General features: G+C 73.3%; 15 protein-coding genes. 6 read left to right on the top strand and 9 right to left on the bottom strand.

What is annotated here, in order from left to right; all coding sequences use genetic code 11:
- The first annotated feature begins 11 nt into the window (after positions 1-11).
- Positions 12-1,268, top strand: a complete 1,257-nt coding sequence (locus IFT77_RS06750) for a PTS transporter subunit EIIC (RefSeq protein WP_123547782.1) — start codon at positions 12-14, stop codon at positions 1,266-1,268.
- A 3-nt stretch (positions 1,269-1,271) separates the two neighbouring features.
- Positions 1,272-2,060, top strand: coding sequence for a glucosamine-6-phosphate deaminase (gene nagB, locus IFT77_RS06745; protein WP_192169579.1), 789 nt, complete (start codon positions 1,272-1,274; stop codon positions 2,058-2,060).
- A gap of 23 nt (positions 2,061-2,083) precedes the next feature.
- On the opposite strand, the gene IFT77_RS06740 is transcribed toward nagB, so the two are convergent.
- Positions 2,084-3,811, bottom strand: a complete 1,728-nt coding sequence (locus tag IFT77_RS06740) for an AMP-binding protein (protein ID WP_192169578.1) — start codon at positions 3,809-3,811, stop codon at positions 2,084-2,086.
- An 85-nt stretch (positions 3,812-3,896) separates the two neighbouring features.
- Here IFT77_RS06740 and IFT77_RS06735 point away from each other — a divergent pair, with 85 nt between their 5' ends.
- Together IFT77_RS06735 and IFT77_RS06730 are read left to right on the top strand one after the other, a co-directional pair.
- A complete protein-coding gene (locus IFT77_RS06735) occupies positions 3,897-4,808 on the top strand; it encodes a copper homeostasis protein CutC (protein ID WP_192169577.1) in 912 nt (303 codons plus the stop codon).
- A gap of 65 nt (positions 4,809-4,873) precedes the next feature.
- Entirely contained in the window at positions 4,874-5,854 is a 981-nt protein-coding gene (locus IFT77_RS06730; protein ID WP_192169576.1) for an NAD-dependent epimerase/dehydratase family protein, read from the top strand.
- Positions 5,855-6,088: 234 nt separating this feature from the next.
- On the opposite strand, the gene IFT77_RS06725 is transcribed toward IFT77_RS06730, so the two are convergent.
- Positions 6,089-7,435, bottom strand: a complete 1,347-nt coding sequence (locus IFT77_RS06725; protein WP_192169575.1) for an alanine racemase — start codon at positions 7,433-7,435, stop codon at positions 6,089-6,091.
- 148 nt (positions 7,436-7,583) lie between these two features.
- On the opposite strand from IFT77_RS06725, the gene IFT77_RS06720 reads away from it, so the two are divergent.
- On the top strand, positions 7,584-7,988 hold the full coding sequence (locus IFT77_RS06720; RefSeq protein WP_192169574.1) for a Rid family hydrolase: 405 nt from the start codon (positions 7,584-7,586) through the stop codon (positions 7,986-7,988).
- A gap of 60 nt (positions 7,989-8,048) precedes the next feature.
- On the opposite strand, the gene IFT77_RS06715 is transcribed toward IFT77_RS06720, so the two are convergent.
- The 7 genes from IFT77_RS06715 to IFT77_RS06685 all read right to left on the bottom strand — a co-directional run bounded on the left by IFT77_RS06715 (position 8,049) and on the right by IFT77_RS06685 (position 16,927).
- Positions 8,049-8,684 carry an NAD(P)-dependent oxidoreductase gene (locus tag IFT77_RS06715; RefSeq protein ID WP_192169573.1) on the bottom strand — a complete coding sequence of 212 codons (636 nt, stop codon included), beginning with the start codon at positions 8,682-8,684 and terminating at the stop codon, positions 8,049-8,051.
- Between the two features lie 91 nt (positions 8,685-8,775).
- Positions 8,776-10,377 carry an amidohydrolase family protein gene (locus IFT77_RS06710; protein WP_192169572.1) on the bottom strand — a complete coding sequence of 534 codons (1,602 nt, stop codon included), beginning with the start codon at positions 10,375-10,377 and terminating at the stop codon, positions 8,776-8,778.
- Between the two features lie 35 nt (positions 10,378-10,412).
- Positions 10,413-12,119: a beta-N-acetylhexosaminidase gene (locus IFT77_RS06705; protein WP_192169571.1), complete on the bottom strand. Its 1,707-nt coding sequence runs from the start codon at positions 12,117-12,119 to the stop codon at positions 10,413-10,415.
- A gap of 4 nt (positions 12,120-12,123) precedes the next feature.
- Positions 12,124-13,110 (bottom strand): carbohydrate ABC transporter permease, encoded by a 987-nt coding sequence (locus tag IFT77_RS06700; RefSeq protein WP_197980633.1) that lies wholly within the window; start codon positions 13,108-13,110, stop codon positions 12,124-12,126.
- Positions 13,107-14,069 carry a carbohydrate ABC transporter permease gene (locus IFT77_RS06695; protein ID WP_192040789.1) on the bottom strand — a complete coding sequence of 321 codons (963 nt, stop codon included), beginning with the start codon at positions 14,067-14,069 and terminating at the stop codon, positions 13,107-13,109. Before IFT77_RS06695 ends, IFT77_RS06700 begins: the two co-directional genes overlap by 4 nt.
- A gap of 151 nt (positions 14,070-14,220) precedes the next feature.
- Positions 14,221-15,543: an extracellular solute-binding protein gene (locus IFT77_RS06690; protein ID WP_197980632.1), complete on the bottom strand. Its 1,323-nt coding sequence runs from the start codon at positions 15,541-15,543 to the stop codon at positions 14,221-14,223.
- A gap of 181 nt (positions 15,544-15,724) precedes the next feature.
- A complete protein-coding gene (locus tag IFT77_RS06685) occupies positions 15,725-16,927 on the bottom strand; it encodes an ROK family protein (RefSeq protein ID WP_192169570.1) in 1,203 nt (400 codons plus the stop codon).
- A gap of 344 nt (positions 16,928-17,271) precedes the next feature.
- On the opposite strand from IFT77_RS06685, the gene IFT77_RS06680 reads away from it, so the two are divergent.
- Positions 17,272-18,210, top strand: coding sequence for an ROK family protein (locus IFT77_RS06680; RefSeq protein WP_371740968.1), 939 nt, complete (start codon positions 17,272-17,274; stop codon positions 18,208-18,210).
- The last annotated feature ends 102 nt before the right edge of the window (positions 18,211-18,312 follow it).

The following is an 18,312-nucleotide window of genomic DNA, read 5'->3' as shown; positions in this document are numbered from 1 at the left end:
GAGGACCCCTGATGACCACGACCGACACGACGGCCACCAAGCCGAAGAAGGGCTCGGCCGCCTTCGCGGTGCTGCAGCGCCTCGGCCGCAGCCTCATGCTGCCGATCGCCGTGCTGCCCGCGGCCGGCCTGCTGCTGCGCCTCGGCCAGCCCGACCTGCTCGGCGCGATCCCCGGCTTCGAGACCGGCGGCTCGGTCATCAGCGCCGCCGGCAACGCGGTCTTCACCTGGCTGCCGCTGATCTTCGCGGTCGGCATCGCGATCGGCTGGGCGAAGAAGTCGGACGGGTCGACGGCCCTCGCCGCGGTCGTCGGCTACATGGTCATCGACGGGGTCTTCACGGCCATGTCGCCGCTGGTGCTCGCCGGGGAGGAGACCCCGGCGGGCGACCCCGCGGTGATCAACTACGGGGTGCTCGGAGGCATCGTGATGGGGCTCCTGTCGGCGATGCTCTGGCAGCGGTTCTACCGGACGAAGCTGCCCGACTTCCTCGGGTTCTTCTCCGGTCGGCGCCTCGTGCCGATCCTCACGGCCGTCACCGGACTCGTGGTCGGCGTCGTCATGTCGTTCATCTACCCGCTGTTCAACTCTGCGCTCACCTGGATCGGCACCGCGGTCGCGGCGAACGACGTGGTCGGCGGCGGCGTCTACGGCGTGGTCAACCGACTGCTCATCCCCACGGGTCTGCACCACATCCTCAACAACGTCGTGTGGTTCCTCGTCGGCGACTTCACCGGCGCCGACGGCACGGTGTACCGCGGTGACCTGACCCGCTTCTTCCAGGGCGACCCGACCGCGGGCGTCTTCATGACCGGCTTCTTCCCCATCTTCATGTTCGCGCTGCCCGCCGCCGCCCTCGCGATCTGGCGCCACGCCCGCCCCGAGAAGAAGAAGCTCATCGGCGGCATCATGCTGTCGACGGCGCTGACCGCGTTCCTGACCGGCATCACCGAGCCGCTCGAGTTCTCGTTCATGTTCGTGGCCTGGCCGCTCTACATCGTCCACGCGGTCCTCACGGGCACGTCGATGGCGCTGGTGAACGCGCTCGACATCCACACCGGGTTCTCGTTCTCGGCGGGCCTGATCGACTACGTGCTCAACTTCAACATCTCGCAGAACTCGATCTGGCTGATCCCGATCGGCCTCGGCTACGCGGTGATCTACTACGTCGTCTTCAGCTTCGTGATCAAGAAGTGGAACCTCAAGACGCCGGGTCGCGAGGACGACGACGTCTCGGCCGAGTCCGCCGACGCGGCGACGAAGGCCTGACGCGTGGAGATCGTCATCGTCCGCGACGCCGCCGAGGCAGGCCGCGTCGCCGCCCTGAAGATCGCGTCGGTCGTCGAGCGCAAGCCCGAGGCCGTGCTCGGCCTCGCGACCGGCTCGTCGCCCACCGGCATCTACGCGTCGCTGGCGGCCCGGGTGCAGGCGGGCGAGCTCGACTTCTCGCGCGCCTCCGGCTTCGCCCTCGACGAGTACGTCGGCATCCCGCTCGAGCACCCCGAGAGCTACGCGTCGGTGATCCACCGCGACGTCGTCGAGCCGCTCGGCATGGACCCGGTCCGCGTGCGGGTGCCCGACGGCCGCGCAGACGACATCGAGGCCGCGGCCGTCGAGTACGACGAGGCGATCGCGGCCGCGGGCGGGATCGACATCCAGATCCTCGGCATCGGGGCGAACGGGCACATCGGCTTCAACGAGCCGACGTCGTCGTTCGCGTCGCGCACCCGGATCAAGACGCTCGCGCCGCAGACCCGTGCCGACAACGCGCGCTTCTTCGACGACCCGTCGCAGGTGCCCACGCACTGCATGACGCAGGGCCTCGGCACGATCCTCGACGCGCACGAGGTCGTGCTGGTCGCGGTCGGCTCGTCGAAGGCCTCGGCCGTCGCGGGCATGGTCGAGGGCCCGCTCTCGGCGATGTGCCCGGGCAGCGCGCTGCAGCTGCACCAGCACGCGACGATCGTCGTCGACGAGGAGGCGGCGGCGCTGCTCACCCTCGCCGACTACTACCGCTACACGTACGCGAACAAGCCGGCCTGGCAGCGCTTCGAGCACTGACCCTGGTCGCAGGAGGCGCGGCGTCAGCCCCGCAGGTCGGGGAAGTCGGCGTCGCGCCACTCCGCGGCGAGGCGCTCGCCCGACCGGGCCGCCGCCTCCTCGCGCTCCCGCAGCTCGACCCGGCGGATCTTGCCCGAGATGGTCTTCGGCAGCTCGTCGACGAACTCGAGGCGACGCACCCGCTCGTACGCCGGCAGGCCGGTGCGGGCGTGGGCGAGCACGGCGCGGGCGGTGTCGGCCGACGCCTCCCAGCCGGCCGCGAGCGTGACGTACGCCTTGACGATCGCGAGGCGCACGTCGTCGGGAGCCGGCACGACGGCCGACTCCGCGACGGCAGGGTGCTCGATGAGCACGCTCTCCACCTCGAACGGCGACACCTTGTAGTCGGACGACTTGAAGACGTCGTCGGTGCGCCCGACGAAGGTGATCATGCCGTCGGCGTCGCGGGTGGCGACGTCGCCGGTGTGGAACAGGCCGTCGCGCTGCGCCGCGGCCGTACGCGCCTCGTCGCCGAGGTAGCCCGCCATCAGGTTGACCGGGCGCACCCGCAGGTCGAGGCAGACCTCGCCGGCGTCGCCCACGACGCCCGTCGCCGGGTCGACGAGCACGACCTCGACGCCGGGCAGCGGGTGGCCCATGGAGCCCGCCCTGACGACCGACCCGGGCGGGTTGGCGACGATCGCGGTGGTCTCGGTCTGGCCGTAGCCGTCGCGGATGTCGAGGCCCCAGGCCTGCTGCACGCGCGAGATGACCTCGGGGTTGAGCGGCTCCCCCGCCGAGAGCGCCTCGCGCAGCGCGACGGGGCGCTCGCCGAGCGACGACTGGATCAGCATGCGCCAGACGGTCGGCGGCGCGCAGAACGAGGTCACCTCGGCCCGGTCGAGCTGCTCGCGCAGGGCCGCGGCCGAGAAGCGCGCCTGCTCGTGGACGAACACGGTCGCCTCGGCGGTCCACGGCGCGAAGAACAGGCTCCACGCGTGCTTGCCCCAGCCGGGCGATGAGATCGTGAGGTGCACGTCGCCGGGCCGGACGCCGATCCAGTACGTGGTCGTGAGGTGCCCGACCGGGTACGACGCGTGCGTGTGCACGACCATCTTCGGCTTGCTCGTCGTGCCCGACGTGAAGTAGACGAGGCACGGGTCGCTCGTCGCCGTGGCCACGTCGGGCGCCGTCTCGGAGGCGCCGCGCGAGTCGTCGAACGACGCCCACCCCGGGTGTTCCCCGCCGACCACGATCCGCCCGACGCCCTCGGCGATCTCGTCGAACTTCGGGGCGTCGGCGAGCGCGGCCACGACGTGCCGGACGAGCCCCCGCTCGACCCGGTCGGCGAGGTCGTGCGGGGCGAGGACGACGGAGGTGGGCAGGATGACCGCACCGATCTTCATGATCGCGAGCATCGCCTCCCACAGCTCGACGCGGTTGCCGAGCATCAACATGACGTGGTCGCCCTTCTCGACCCCGCGCTCGACGAGCCACGAGGCGACCTGGTCCGAGCGGCGGCGCATCTCGTCGAAGGTGACCCGGTGGTCGACGCCGTCCTGGTCGACGATCCAGAGCGCGACGCGGTCGTTGCCCCGCGCGATCACGTCGAACCAGTCGCGGGCCCAGTTGAACGAGTCGCCGACGTCCGGCCAGCGGAACGCCGCGCGGGCCGCCTCGTGGTCGCCGGCGTGCGCCGACAGCGAGTCTCGGGCGGCGCGGAACGCGGCGGTGGACGGCTTCTCGGCGGCGGAGGCTTCGACGGGGACCATGTGCCCATGATGCTCGCCCGCCCATGCCGAGCGCGGCATGCGGCGCCGGGGAGTGCGGGGCGGGCGCCTCTGGGAGGATCGGGGGATGAGCGACCGCACCCGCACCTCCTCGTCCGCCGCCGACATCGCTGCTGCAGGCGGCGGCGTCGCTGCTGCCGGCGCCGCCGTCTCCGGCCCGAGGCGCGTCGCGCTCGAGATCGCGGTGACGTCGCTCGCCGGCGCCCGCACCGCGCTGGCCGAGGGAGCCGACCGGGTCGAGCTCTGCACCGCGCTCGAGATCGGGGGCGTCACGCCGTCCCAGGGACTCACGGAGGCGGTGGTCGCGACGGACGTGCCGGTGCACGCCCTCGTGCGGGCGCGCGGCGGCGACTTCGTCTACGACGACGCGGACCTCGCCGTGATGGAGCACGAGGTCCGCACCCTCGTCGCGGCCGGCGTCGCCGGGGTCGTCGTGGGCGCGCTGCGGGCCGACGGTTCCCTCGACGTCGACGCCGTCGCGCGGCTCGTGTCGGCTGCGCGCGACGCGGCGGGCGTCCGTCCTGCCGAGCTCGGCGGCAGCCGCCTCGACGTGACCGTGCACCGCGCCGTCGACCGGGCGGCCTCGCCGGTCGACGCGGTCGCCGCACTGTCCGCGCTCGGAGTCGACCGGGTGCTCACCTCGGGAGGAGCCTCCCGGGCACGCGACGGGCTCGCCTCGGGTGCGCTGCCCGACATGGTCGCTGCGGCCGGCGGCGTCGAGGTCATGGCGGGCGGCGGCGTCCGGCTCGACGACGTCGCGGCGCTGGTGGCCGCAGGCGTCGCCGCGGTGCACCTGTCGGCGTCGACGACCGCCGCGACCGCAGCGCCAGGGGACGGGAACGGCCCGTCGCCCGTCTCGTTGGGGTCCGCGGGCGCGACGGACTCGTACGCCGTGACCGACGCCTCCCTCGTCCGGGCCGTGCGGGCGGCGCTCGACGCCGCAGTGCTCACGCGGACGCCCGCGCCGCGCACCCCCTGACGCACCCGGGCGACCCGGCCCGGCGGGCCTGGCCCGCCCCGACCGTGAGCGTGCACAGTGGAGCCATGACGCAGAAGTCCCTCCTCGTGGTCGGCGGCACCGGCCAGATCAGCGCCGCGTGCGTGCGCGAGGCGGTGCGCGTCGGCTGGTCCGTCTCGGTGCTCAACCGCGGCAGCACCGCCAGCCGCCCCCTCCCCGACGAGGTCGAGTCGATCGTCGCCGACGTCCGCGACGAGGAGGCGCTGGTCACGGCCCTGGCAGGACGTCGGTTCGACTCCGTGGCCGACTTCCTGACCTTCACGCCCGACGAGCTGCGCTCGGTGCTGCGTGCCGTGGTGCCGCACGCCGACCAGTACGTGTTCATCGGATCCGCCTCCACGTACCAGAAGCCGCCCGCCGCGCTGCCGATCTCGGAGTCGACCCCGCTCTTCAACCCGTGGTCGCCGTACGCCCGCGACAAGATCGCCTGCGAGCGCCTGCTGCGCGACGAGCACCTCGCGGGCCGGGCCCGTGCGACGGTCGTGCGCCCGTCGCACACCTACGACCGCACCCACGTGCCCCTGCTCGGCGGCTGGACCGTCGTCGACCGGATGCGTCGCGGAGCCCCCGTCGTGCTGCACGGCGACGGCACCTCGATGTGGGCGATGACCCACGCGGACGACTTCGCGCGGGCGTTCGTCCCGCTGCTCGGCGCCCCCGAGGCGTCGGGCGAGGCGTTCAACATCATGTCGTCCGAGCTGCTCACCTGGAACCAGATCGCGCGCTGCCTCTCGGACGCGGCCGGAGGGTCGCTGCACGTCGTCCACCGCACGACCCACGACCTGGTCTCAGCGGCGCCCGAGTGGGACGCCGACCTGCGCGGCGACCGCAGCCACCCCGCCCTGTTCGACTCGTCGAAGGTGCGCGAGGTCGCCGTCGGCTGGGAGCCGCGCGTGCCCTTCGCCGAGGGCGCGCGCCAGATCGTCGCGTGGCACGACGCCGACGCGTCGCGCCGCGTGGTCGACCCCGAGGTCGACGCCCTCTACGACCGGCTCACCGCGGGCTGACCGGCTGCCCGGCTGCCCGGCCGCGAGCGCACCCGCCCGCACGCGGTCGGCCTGCCAGGACGGCGGGCGGGTTCGTCGTGGGCGGGCCGTCGTCACCGCCCGCTCACGACGAACCCGCCCGGTCTGACGGGGTCGGCCTGTGAGGACTCCGGGCGGGTCCGTCGCGGGCGGGCCGTCGTCACCGCCCGCTCACGACGAACTCGCCCGGTCTCGGGGGCTCTGCCTCGGCAGTGCTCAGAAGCGCGTCAGCCAGGTGCCCTCGACGACGGGCGGCTGCTCGCGCACGGCCGTGCCGCCGCGCACGAGCGAGAGCTCGCGCCACTGGGACAGCGTCGTGCAGGGGTGCGAGACGCCGAGGCGCACCAGGTCGCCGACGGCCAGCCCCGAGGAGGCGCCCAGCCGGAGGAACGCGTGCTGGTCGTTCAGGGCGGTCACCACGGCACCCTCGAGCACTCCGTGGAGGCGCGTCGCCGACGTGTCGTCCGCGCCGCCTCCTGCGGTCGGCCGCCAGGCGTCGAGGGGAAGGGGAAGCCCCTCGTCGTCGGCCGTGTCGCGTCTCCCCACGTTGAGCAGGGCGAGGCCGGGCTCGGGCCTGGAGATGACGGTCGCCCAGAGCTCGAGGGCGGGCAGGAACGACTCGCGGCCCGTGACGCCCTCGATCTCCGGGGTCGTGTCACGGGCGAAGGGAGTGAGGCGGCGGTAGAGATCGTGGTCGTGCGCGACGTACGAGCCCGAGCGGAGCACCACGCGCGTCCGGGGCCCTCGTGCGCCGTCCGGGTCGTGCTGCCCGGCGAGCACCGCGACGACGCGCTCGAAGTAGACGCTGCCGCCCGCGCTCACGACGACGTCGCCGCCGCCCGCCAGCCAGGGCTCGAACACCTCCGGGTCGATCGCGTCGAGCAGCTCGAGCACCGTGCGCAGGTAGTCGTCGATCATCTCGATGCCCGCGGGGTCGACGTCGTGGGTGAGGGCGCCCTCGTAGCCGGTGACGCCGGCGAGCACGAGGTGCGGCGCCGCGACGACGGCGTCGACCACGGCGAGCGCCTCGGCGACCGTGCGGGCCCCGGTCCGGCCGACGGACGAGCCGATCTCGACGAGCACGGCGAGGGGCGGCACCTCGGCGGCGGCAGCGGTCTCGGCGGCGTCGGGGGGGCCCGAGGCACGGGCGGCCGCCCGCGCGAGCGCCTCGTCGGCGAGCCGGACGGCGGCCACCGAGTCGACCCACATCAGCACGCGCGTCGACCCGGGGTCGGCGGCGAGGGCGACGAGCGCCTCCTCGGAGAAGGTCGTCCCGGCCAGCACGACGTTCGGCACGTCGGACTCGCGGGCCACCGCCGCCTGGAACGCCGTCGCGACCGTGATGCCCCACGCGCCCGCGTCGAGCTGCCGCCGCCAGATGTCGGGCGACATGGTGGTCTTGCCGTGCGGCGCCAGGTCGACGCCGGCCGCCCGGCACCACGCGGCCATCGTGTCGACGTTGTGGTCGAGGGCGTCGAGGTCGACGGTGAGGAGGGGCGTGGGGAGACGGAGCAGCGGCAGCGGCCGGCGCTCGTTCGCGAAGGTGGCCTTGGACGTCTGCACGGGGTGTCCTCTCGTCGTGGAGCGGGGCGGTCTCCCGATAGCTTTGCAGGGGCGACGGCGCGACCGTGCGCCGTCCACAGCCACCGCCTCCTCGACGCGGATGCCACAGCCCCACGACACCACCACCGACACAGAAGAGAGACCCCCTGTGAGCGACAAGACCCAGGTGATCACCACCGGAGCCCCCACCCCCATGCCGATCTTCTCGCAGGGCGTGCTGAAGAACGGGTTCCTCGCCGTCTCCGGCCAGGGCCCGCAGGACCCGGCCACGGGCGAGTACCTGTTCCGCGGCGACCTGACGGCCCAGACCCTGCGCACGCTCGACAACGTCAAGGCGATCGTGGAGGCGGCGGGCGGCACCGTCGACGACGTCCTGTCCCTGCGCGTGTTCCTCACGCAGCGCAGCGACTTCGCCGAGATGAACGCGGCCTACGAGACCTGGGTGCGGGCGAACGTCACCAGCGGCGTCTTCCCCACCCGCACGACGATCTTCGTCGAGCTGCCGAACGAGGCGATGCTCGTCGAGATCGACGCGCTCGCCGTCCTGGGCTGAGCCGGCGGCAGCGGCGCCGGCAGCAGCAGCAGCGACAGGCGTCTCCGCAGGCTCAGCCGCCTACGCCCCGGTGAGCACCGCCGTGCGGCGGAGCCAGGTGTCGTCGCCGAGCTGCGCGAGCATGAAGCGGGCCACGTCGGCGCGCGTCACCTGCGTCGACGCGCCGTCGGGGAGGTGCTCCGACGCCACGACGTCTCCCGTCGCGGGGTCGTCCACGAGGCGGGTGGGGTAGACGAGGGTCCAGTCGAGGCCGCTGGCGCGCACCTGCGCGTCGGCCGCCTCCTTCGCCTCGTAGACCTTGCCCAGCACGGTGTGGAAGAAGATCTTCTGCAGCGCGCTGGCGTCGCCCTCGGAGTCGCCGACGCCGAACGCCGAGCAGACGACGAGCCGGCGGACGCCCGACGCCTGCATCGCGGGCAGCAGCGCCTCGCCCACCTCGACCTCGACGGGGTGCCGCACGCGGCGGGAGCCGACCGCGTTCAGGACGGCGTCCTGTCCCACGACCGCCTCGGCCACGTCGTCCGCGGAGGTGGCGTCGCCGACGACGACGCGCACCCCGTCCGGCTTGTGACGAGCGGCGTCGTCGAGGCCTGACTCGTCGCGCACCAGCACCGTGACGTCGTGGCCGGCGGCGAGCGCCTGGCGCAGCAGGTGCGACCCGACTCCCCCGGTGGCTCCCAGCAACAGCAGCTTCATGGCGTCTCCTCGTCGTCCGGCGCGCGTCGAGTCGGGTGTCGGCGAGCTGGGGTCGAGCGAACACCCCCGGGCAGTGTCGCGGCCGTGAGCCTCAGGCGAGCCCTGCGAGCTCGCCCGCGACGAGCTCCCCCGCGACCCACACGCCGCGCACCCCCGACGGTGGGCGCCGCGGCTCCGCGTACGTCGCCCGGTCAGCGTACGCGACCGGGTCGACGAGCTGCAGGTCGGCCGCCGCCCCGGGGACGACCCCCACGGGCGTCGAGGAGGCGACGGTCCGGAAGCGGCGGTGCGCGGCCACGCTCATCCGGTGCACCGCCTCCTCGCGGGTCAGCACCGCCGAGGGCCCGGTGCCGCCGTACACGTCGAGCAGCCGGGCGAAGGTGCCGTGCAGCCGAGGGTGCACGGTGCCCGACTCGCGCGGCAGCCCGTCCGAGCCGACGAGCGTGTGCGGCCAGGCGAGGGCGGTGCGCATCCCCTCGAGGTCGGTGTGGAACACGATAACGGTCAGCGCGCCCCGCTCGGCGAGGACGAGGTCGGCGAGCACCTCGCGCGGGTCGCCGCCGAGCTCGGCGGCGATGTCGGCGACGCTGCGCCCCTCGAGCCCGGCGTTCTCCGGGCGCGCGAAGCCGGCGAGCAGGATGCGCGCAGGCCCGATCGCCGCCCACTGGTTCTCGAGCGCCGTGCCCGGCCAGGGCTGCACGAGCCCGGCGAGCACCGCGGCGCGGGTCGTCGGGTCGCCGAGCGCCTCGAGCAGGCTGTCGACGCCGCGGTCGGCCGTCGAGGGAGGGAACAGCGACGCCACCGTCGTGCTCCCGGCGTCGTAGGGATAGACGTCGGCGCTGACGTCGAGCCCGTCGGCGCGCAGGGCGTCCAGGTGGTCGACGATCGCGCCCATCCCGCCGACGTTCCGCGGTCCGGTCACCTTGAGGTGGCTGACGTGAACGCGAGCGCCCGACTCGAGGCCGAGCGAGGCGAGCTCGTCGACGGAGGCGCGAAGCCCGTCGGCCTCGTTGCGGACGTGGGCGACGAGCAGCCCGTCCCTGGCCGCGACCTCGCGGGCGATCGCGAGCAGCTCCGGCCGGTCGGCGGCGTCGCCGGGCGCGTACATCAGGCCCAGCGAGACGCCGAGCGCACCGGCGTCGAGGGCGTCGCCGACCGCCCCCGCGATGCGCGAGGTCTCGCCGGCGTCGGCAGGCCGCCGCGCCATGCCGAGCACGGAGGCTCGCACCGGGGCGTGCGGCACGAGCGCCCGGGCGTGGATGCCCAGCGGCTCGTGGGCGAGCGTGTCCACGTAGTCTCCGAAGATCGCCCAGCGCCGGGCGGGGAACGGGCCGAGCACCGGCGGGGAGTACTGCTCGAGCGAGCGGTCGGCCGGATCGGCCGGGGACGGCGCGACGCCCTGGCCGCAGTTGCCGACGATCGTCGTCGTCACGCCCTGCTCCGTCTTCGGGGCGATGCCGCCCGGGCGGAAGAGCGCCGCGTCGTCGTGCGCGTGCACGTCGACGAACCCGGGCAGCACCTCGAGCCCGCGGGCGTCGACCACCCGGCCCGCGCGGCCCGCCTCGACGACGGACGCCGCAGCTCCGGGGCCCACGGCCGCGACCACCCCGTCGCGCACGACGACGTCGGCGACCTGCGCCGCGCCTCCTCGACCGTCGTGGACCGTCGCCCCGACCAGCACCAGCGTCGACACGGGACTCTCCTCACTCGGGAACGGTGACAGCCCGCTCAGGCGATGTTCGCGGTGATGCCCGCGATGTACGCGGCGCGGTCCTCGCGCGAGGCCGGGCGACCGGGAACGCCCGGACGCGTCTGCCACGGCAGCGGGCCCGACGCCCGGTGGTACTCGACCCCCGCCGCCTCGAGGCGCAGGAGGTGGTGGTCGAGCCGTGCGGAGAAGCCCGCGAAGTCCCGCGGCGCGTCCGACCAGAGCACGTCCGCCACCGCGCAGAGGCGAGGGAACACGAGGAAGTCCACGGTGCGGGGCGAGTCCATGTGCTCGGTCCAGACGTTCGCCTGGCCGCCCAGCACGTGCCGCGCCTCCTCGACGGTCAGCTCGGCCGGGACGGGCTCGAACGCGTAGACGTCCTCGAGGCCGAGCACGATCGAGACGGGGATCGGCTCGTCGGGCGAGTCGGACTGCCGGTAGTCGAGGTACACCTGGTCGTCGGGGCAGGCGACGACGTCGTAGCCCAGCCGGGCGGCGGTCACCGCGCCGGTCATGCCCCGCCAGGAGGCGACGGTCGCGCCGGGCGACATGGGTCGGGCGCCGCCCTGGTCGTGACCGCCACGGCTTTGTCCCCCGAGGCTGTGTCCCTCCAAGATCTCGTCCCAGCCGAAGGTGCGGCGGCCCGCGGCCGTCACGTGCTCGTCGAGCTGGCCGATGAACCAGGCCTGCAGCTGCTCCTCGTCGGCGAGGCCGCGCTCGCGCATCAGCTCCTGGGTGCGGGGGTCCGCCTCCCACTGGGCCTTCGGGCACTCGTCGCCGCCGACGCCGATCCAGGTGCCGGGGAACAGGTCCATCACCTCGGTGAGGACGTCCTTGTAGAAGTCGACGGTCGACTGCTCGGTGTTGAGGACGTCCTCGAAGATGCCCCACTCGGTGCCGACCGCGATCTGCCGCGGCTCGGGCACGGGAAGCCCGCCGACCTGGACCGCGCCGACCCCGAGGTGCGGGTAGGCGGTGATCGCGGCCATCGAGTGGCCGGGCACGTCGATCTCGGGCACGACGGTCACGTGCCGCGCGGCGGCGTACGCGACGACCTCGCGGATGTCGGCCTGCGTGTAGAAGCCGCCGTGCGGGCGGCCGTCCTGCGTGGCGTCGGGCCCGGCGCCCACCTGCGACGACTCGCGCCACGCGCCCACCGTCGTCAGCAGGGGGTACTTCACGATCTCCACTCGCCAGCCCTGGTCCTCGGTGAGGTGCCAGTGCAGGGTGTTGAGGCGGTGCATCGCCATGAGGTCGACCAGGCGCATCACGTCGTGCGTCGGCATGAAGTGCCGCGCCACGTCGAGGTGCATGCCGCGCCAGCCGAACCGGGGCGAGTCGGCGACGTCGACGGCGGGCACCGACCACTCGACGCCCTCGACGAGCGAGCGACGGAACACCTCGGGGGGCAGCAGCTGCCGCAGCACCTGGGCGCCGTAGAAGACGCCGGCGGCAGAGCCGCCCGTGATGCGGACGCCGGCCGGGCGCACCTCGACCCGGTAGCCCTCGTCGTCGAGCGCGGGGTCGAGGTCGAGCGAGATGCCGGCGCCGTCGCCGTCCCCCTCGCGCAGGGGCAGCCCGGTCGCGGGCCGCAGCACGGACTGCAGCCAGGCGACCGTGCCGGCGAGCTCGTCGGGCGCCGAGACGCGGGTGGCGGAGTCGAGCAGGTACGCGCCGGAGGCGGTGGTCAGCTGGTCGACACGGGGCAGCAGCAGGGGGTCGGTCACGGTTCTAGCCCTTCACGGCGCCGGCGGACATGCCCGACACCAGGTTGCGTTGGATGATGACGAAGAAGACGACGACCGGCAGCGAGAACATCACGCTGGCCGCCATCTGCCCGCCGGAGTCGGTGCCGGTGTTCTGCGAGACGAACGACGCGAGCCAGACCGGCAGCGTGTACATCGACTGGTCCTTCATGAACGTGTAGGCGATGATGTAGTCGTTCCAGGCCGCGATGAAGGCGAAGATGCTCGTCGCGATGACGCCCGGCGCCACGAGCGGGAACAGGATGCGCGTCAGCACCTGCCAGGTGTTCGCCCCGTCGAGCTGGGCCGCCTCCTCGATCTCCATCGGGATGGCCACGAAGAACCCGCGCATCACCCAGATGGAGAACGGCAGCACCGTCGCGATGTACGCCAGCACGAGGCCCGCGTAGGTGCCGAGCAGCCCGATGCTGTTGAAGATCAGGAAGAGCGGGATGAGCAGCGCCGTCGTCGGCAGCATCTGCACCGCGAGGATGACGATCATGATCGTGCGTCGCCCGCGGAAGCGGAACCGCGAGAGCGCCGCGGCGGCGAAGAAGCCGAGGATGATCGCGAGCAGCACCGTCGCGATCACCACCACCGCGCTGTTGCGCAGGTTCACGAGGAACCCGCTCTGCGTGATCGCGACGACGAAGTTGTCGAGCGTCGGGTGCTGTGGCAGGAACAGCGGGGTCGACGTCATCGACTCCGACCGCGGCTTGAAGGCCGTGTTGACCATCCAGTAGACGGGGAAGACCCACACCGCGCTGAAGATGACCGCGAGCGAGTTGCTGAACCAGCGGGGCTTCTTGCGGCGGCGCGACCGGCGGACGGGCGACGCACCTCCTGCGGTGCCGTCGGACGAGCCGGCGGCGGGGCCGGCGGAGGCGGGGACGGCCGAGTCGGCGGCCGCCGCGGTCTCGGAGGGGCCGTCGGTCGCCGAGGCGCCGACTCCGGTGGGGACTGTCGTGGTCACAGGTCTTCTCCCGAGCGGATGAGGTTGCGGATGTAGAACGCGGTGAGGCCGAGCAGCAGCAGGGTCGTGACGACCGAGATGGCGGCACCCTGTCCGATCTCGAAGCCGACGAACGCCGTCTTGTACATGAAGACGCCGAGGGTCGACGTCGCGTCGTCGGGGCCGCCCTGCGAGACGAGCCAGATCTGGTTGAAGACGTTGTAGTCCCAGATGATCGAGAGGATCGTCACGAGCAGCAGGGTCGGCTTGAGGAACTGCAGGGTGACGTCGCGGTAGACGCGCCACTCGCCGGCACCGTCGAGACGGGCCGCCTCCTTGTACTCGGGCGAGACCTGCGTCTCGGCCGCGTAGAGGGTCAACGCGATGAAGGGCACCGCCTGCCAGACGATCAGCATCCAGATCGACGTGTACGACAACAGGGGATCGTTCGACCACTGCGTGTCGGTCATGTCGCCGAAGACCCGCAGCTGCGTGAGCATCCAGTTGACGACGCCGTAGCCCGGCTGGAACAGCCAGTTCCAGACCAGCGAGGAGGCGACGTTCGGCATCGCCCACGCGAAGATCAGCACGACGGTGACGACGTACCGCATGCTCGTGTGGATCCGCGTCAGCAGGTGCGAGACGCCCATGCCGACGACGACGCTGCCGGCGACCATCGCGACGGTGAAGAGGACGGTGCGGAGCAGCGACCACCAGAAGTCGCTGTCGGTGAACAGCGTGACGTACTGCTGCAGGCCGACCGACTCGTAGGCGCCGGTGAACAGGCTGCGCTGGTCGTAGTTCGTGAACGAGGTGAAGACCAGGAACACGATCGGCGCGACCATCACGACGAGCAGGACGATGCCGGCCGGGCTCAGCAGCCAGAGCGGGGCGAGCTGGCGCTTCTTCCTGGGCCGCGGGGCCGAGCCCTCGGGGGCGTGCTGGCGGGGCGGGAGGGGCGGCGCTGTGGTGACGGCCATGGCTGCTTCCTGGGTCGGGACTCAGAGATCGGGTCGAGCGGTGATCGGGTCGAGCGGCGGAGCTGGTCGAGCGGGGTGGTGCCGGCCGGGCGGCGCACGTCCAGCTCGTGCGTCGCCCGGCCCTGCGGTGAGGAGCCGCTCGCTGGTGGGACTACTTGTTCAGGGCGTCGTCCGTCGTGCTGTCGAACGACTCGGCGGCGGCCTCGGGCGACTTGCTGGCCGAGGCGACGCTGCTGAACAGGTCGTTGATGCTCAGGTCGCCCTCGAGCGCGGCCCAGTTGCCGCTGGCCGGGGTGGCCTTCGAGTTCAGCGCCGCCGAGAAGAAGCCCTCGTCGATGTCGCCGAGCGTGCTCTGCGCCGCCTCGATGCCGTCGGTGCTGTTGGGGATCCAGCCGTCGTTGCCGTAGACCCAGTCGCTCTGGATCTCGGGGCTGGCCGCGATCTTGACCCACTGCAGCGCGAGGTCGGAGTTCGCGCTCTTGGCCGCGATGCCCCAGTCGGAGCCGCCGAGCATGACGGGCTGCGACTCGCCGGACTTGCCCGGGAACGGGAAGGTGCCGAAGCTGTCGTCCGTCAGGGCGGGGTTCGCCTCCTTGATCAGGTCGATCTTGCCGTTGGTGCCGAGCATGGCGCCGGCCTTGCCGTCGGCGAAGATCTGGTCCTGGTTCGGCACGTCGGTGTCGAGCGTCTGCGAGGCGCCCGTCGAGTAGGTGTTCTGGAACTCCTTGAAGTCCTCGAGGCCCTGCTGCGCCTCGTCGGACGACAGGCCGGCCGACCAGGTGCCGTCGTCGCCCTGCGTCGCGATCTCCCCGCCGGCGTCCCAGACGAACTGCATGCCGGCGTACCAGTAGGCACCGGGCATGTAGAAGGGCGAGAAGTCGCTCGCCGGGTTCGCCGCCGCCAGCGTGTCGAGGTCGGCCGTGAGCTGCTCGTAGGTGGTGGGCTCCTCGGTGATGCCGGCGGCCGCCCACATGTCCTTGTTGTAGATGACGGCGCGGGCGCCCGCGAAGCCGGGGACGCCGTAGAGCGAGCCGTCGACCGTGGCGGGCTCCTCGAGGCCCGTGAGCCACTCCTGGCCCTGGGCGATGTCGTCCGCGTAGTCGGTGAGGTCGAGCAGGGCGCCGTTCTCGGCGTAGCTCGCGACCTGGGTGTTGCCGAGGTCGAGCACGTCGGGCGGGGTGGACGTCGCGAGCGCGGTGCTGATCTTGGTGGTGATGCCGTCCCACTGCTGGGTCTGGACGTCCACCTCCGCGCCGGTCTGCTCGGTGAACTCGTCGTTGATCGCCTTGATCGTCTCGTCGGTGTAGTCGCCCGTCATGACCCAGACGGTCAGCGTCTCGCCGTCGCCCTTCGTGGTGGGCACGGTCTGCGGCCCGTCGCTGCTGCCGCCTCCTGCCGTGCCCGCGCTCGAGCAGGCGGTCAGGGCAAGGGCGGCCGTGAGGCCGAGGGCCGCGACCGCTGTGTGACGTGTCATTCGCATTGTGTCTCCTCGTGGACGGGGCGGCGGTGCCGCGGGGTGCTGCTGGGAGTGATGGTGGTCGAGCAGGTGCGTGCGGTGCTGGTGCGGGTGGTGCGGTCTGTGGTGGATCGGGCGCCGGGGGCGCCTGGGGAGGGGCCGTCGTGGCAGGGACCTCGCGGCGTCCGTCCGGGCGCCCTCACGAGACGCCCAGCTCGGCCGAGAGCACGAGGGAGGCGGCACCGAGCACGGCCAGGTCGCGGTCGTCGCCCGCGTAGCGGAGGACGAGCCCCTGGCCGACGGCCGCGAGCGTGCGGGCCCTGACGGTCTCGACCGCCGCGCGCAGCAGGACGCCGTCGAGCAGTTCACGGGGCCCGGAGAGCACGACCTCGTCGAGCCCCAGGGCGCTCACGACGGGGGCGAGCACGAAGCCGAGGTCGCGCCCCGCGGCGTGCAGCACGGCGCCGCGCGAGCCGGGGTCGACGGCGAGGAGGCGGGCCGACAGCCCCGGCGCCGCGAGCGACACCTCGAGGCAGCCGCGGCGGCCGCAGGCGCACACGTCGCCGGCCTCGTCGACGGTGACGTGCCCGATCTCGCCCGCCGAGAAGCGGTCGCCCTCGACGAGCGCTCCCCCGACGATGAGGCCCACGCCGACGCCGTGCTCGATGGTGATGACCATCAGGCTGCGGGACGGGTCGCGCTCGGGGTCGCCGAAGGTGTGCACCCCGAGGGCGGCCAGGTTCGCGTCGTTGCCGACGTGCACCGGCACGCCCGTGCGGGCGCTCAGCCGGGCCGCGAGCGGGAGGTCCCACCAGCCCAGGTGCACCGCCGTGCGCACGACGCCCTGGTGGTCGACGATGCCGGGCGTGCCCACCCCGACGCCGAGGAGGCGCGTGGTCGTCAGCGCGGACAGCTCGTCGACGAGGCGCTCGGCCAGCGCCACGGCCGCCTCGCCCGTCGCCCCGTCGATGTCGACGCTGGCCCGGCCGACGACCTCGCCGCGGACGTCGACGACGGCGCCGGAGAACCGCTCCGCCGACGAGAGGTCGAGCGCGAGGATGTGGAACGAGTCGGGCCGGATGCCGACGAGCGTCGCGGGCTTGCCGACCCGGGAGTCGCCGCGCAGCCCGAGCTCGGCCACGACCCCCTCGTCGGCCAGCTCCTGCACGATGCCCGAGACGGTCGGCCGGGTGAGCCCGCTCTCGCGGGCGAGGTCGGCGCGGCTCATCGAGCCCTGGTGCCAGAGGGTCTGCAGCACGAGCGAGCGGTTGCGGGCCCGGGTGTGCTGCGGCAGCGACTTGGCGGTGACCCGCAGGGTCGAGGAGGCGGAGGCGCGCTCTGCACCGGCGGCGACGGGAGCGGCGGTGTGCGTGGCGGCACGGGGGGCGGCTGCTCGGGGCACGGTCGCCTCCTCTCGTCTCGGGCGTCGCCGACCGGGGCCTCGAGAGGCGTGCGCCGTCTCGTGGTGCGAGACGGGCCCGGCAGCGTTGCCGTTTAGTAAAAATGCCTTACAAACACGTTGTCAAGGCTGGTGCGGTGAGTTTACGAGCAGGAAACACGGCTGGTCAATACCCGAAACGAGCCCGAGATCTCGGGCACCGCGTGCTTGCTGCCGTTCGGTTAGTAAGCTTTACTAACACCCATGAGCAGGCCCGTCCCCGCCTTCCCCGGCATCGTCGTGACGCCCCTCCGGGGCGCCGGCGAGACTCCTCGCGGCGATCACGCCACTGCGTCGAGGGCGTGCCCGTGAGGCTCGGCCTCGACATCGGCGGGACGAAGATCGACGCCGTGGCCGTCGCCGACGACGGCGCCCGGTCACCCCGACCGGTGCACCGTGTCCGGCTCGCCTCGGGCTTCGGCACCGACGAGGTGATCGACAACGCGGTCGAGGCCGCGCAGCGCCTCGCGGCGCTCACCGGCGTGCCGCTCGACCGCCTCGCGTCGGTCGGCGTCGGCGTGCCCGGCGTCGTCGACGCCACCACCGGCAGGGTCGGCCACGCGGTCAACCTCGGCCTCGTCGACACGGCGCTCGGCGACGAGCTGGCCCGCCGCCTCGGCGTGCCCGTCCGGGTCGAGAACGACGTCAACGCCGCAGCGCTCGGCGCGTGGCACGCGATGTCCCTGCAGGGCTCGATCGCCTACCTGAACCTCGGCACCGGCCTCGCCGCCGGGCTGGTCCTCGACGGCCAGGTCCGCCGCGGCGCGCTCGGCGCCGCGGGCGAGATCGGCCACGTCCCCGTCGACCCGGCCGGCGCCTGGTGCGCGTGCGGACAGCGCGGCTGCCTCGAGACCGTGGCCTCGGGGTCGGCAGCGGCCCGGCTCTGGCCGACCACCGCCCTGCACCCGGCACGCGCCCTCCTCGACGCGGCGGCCGACGGCGACCACCTGGCCGTGCAGGCCCGGCGCACCCTGGTCGACGGCGTCGCGCAGGCCGTCCGGCTGCTGGCCCTGACGGTCGACGTGCAGACGATCGTCGTCGGCGGCGGGATGAGCGCGCTCGGCGACGAGCTGATGGCGCCGGTGCGCGAGGCACTCGCCCACCAGGCCGCCGCCTCCTCGTTCATCGCGTCGCTCGACCTCGCCTCGCGGCTCGTGCTGCTGCCCGCCGGCCTGCCCGCCGCCGCCGTCGGGGCCGCCATGGCGGGTGCGCAGGCCGACCCTGTCCCCGCCGCCACCCTCAGCTGACCCCTCCTCTTTCCTTCTCCCTCTCCCCTTCCTCCTCTGCTCCGCCGTGAACCGGCAGGAAGTGCTGCCCGGGCCNCCGGCCGGCCGGCCGGCCGGCCGGGC

The sequence above is a fragment of the Frigoribacterium sp. CFBP 13729 genome, assembly GCF_014841875.1.
In the GTDB taxonomy this organism is placed as follows: Bacteria; Actinomycetota; Actinomycetes; order Actinomycetales; family Microbacteriaceae; genus Frigoribacterium.
The sequence above is the reverse complement of the archived record's forward strand: the minus strand, read 5'-3'. Positions and strand labels throughout refer to the sequence as shown.

Bases quoted from the DNA above. Each gene is read 5' to 3' on its own strand.
- IFT77_RS06750 (WP_123547782.1), top strand. From the start codon at position 12: ATGACCACGACCGACACGACGGCCACCAAGCCGAAGAAGGGCTCGGCC.
- IFT77_RS06730 (WP_192169576.1), top strand. From the start codon at position 4,874: ATGACGCAGAAGTCCCTCCTCGTGGTCGGCGGCACCGGCCAGATCAGC.
- IFT77_RS06735 (WP_192169577.1), top strand. From the start codon at position 3,897: ATGAGCGACCGCACCCGCACCTCCTCGTCCGCCGCCGACATCGCTGCT.
- IFT77_RS06715 (WP_192169573.1), bottom strand. From the start codon at position 8,684: ATGAAGCTGCTGTTGCTGGGAGCCACCGGGGGAGTCGGGTCGCACCTG.
- IFT77_RS06740 (WP_192169578.1), bottom strand. From the start codon at position 3,811: ATGGTCCCCGTCGAAGCCTCCGCCGCCGAGAAGCCGTCCACCGCCGCG.
- IFT77_RS06690 (WP_197980632.1), bottom strand. From the start codon at position 15,543: ATGACACGTCACACAGCGGTCGCGGCCCTCGGCCTCACGGCCGCCCTT.
- IFT77_RS06695 (WP_192040789.1), bottom strand. From the start codon at position 14,069: ATGGCCGTCACCACAGCGCCGCCCCTCCCGCCCCGCCAGCACGCCCCC.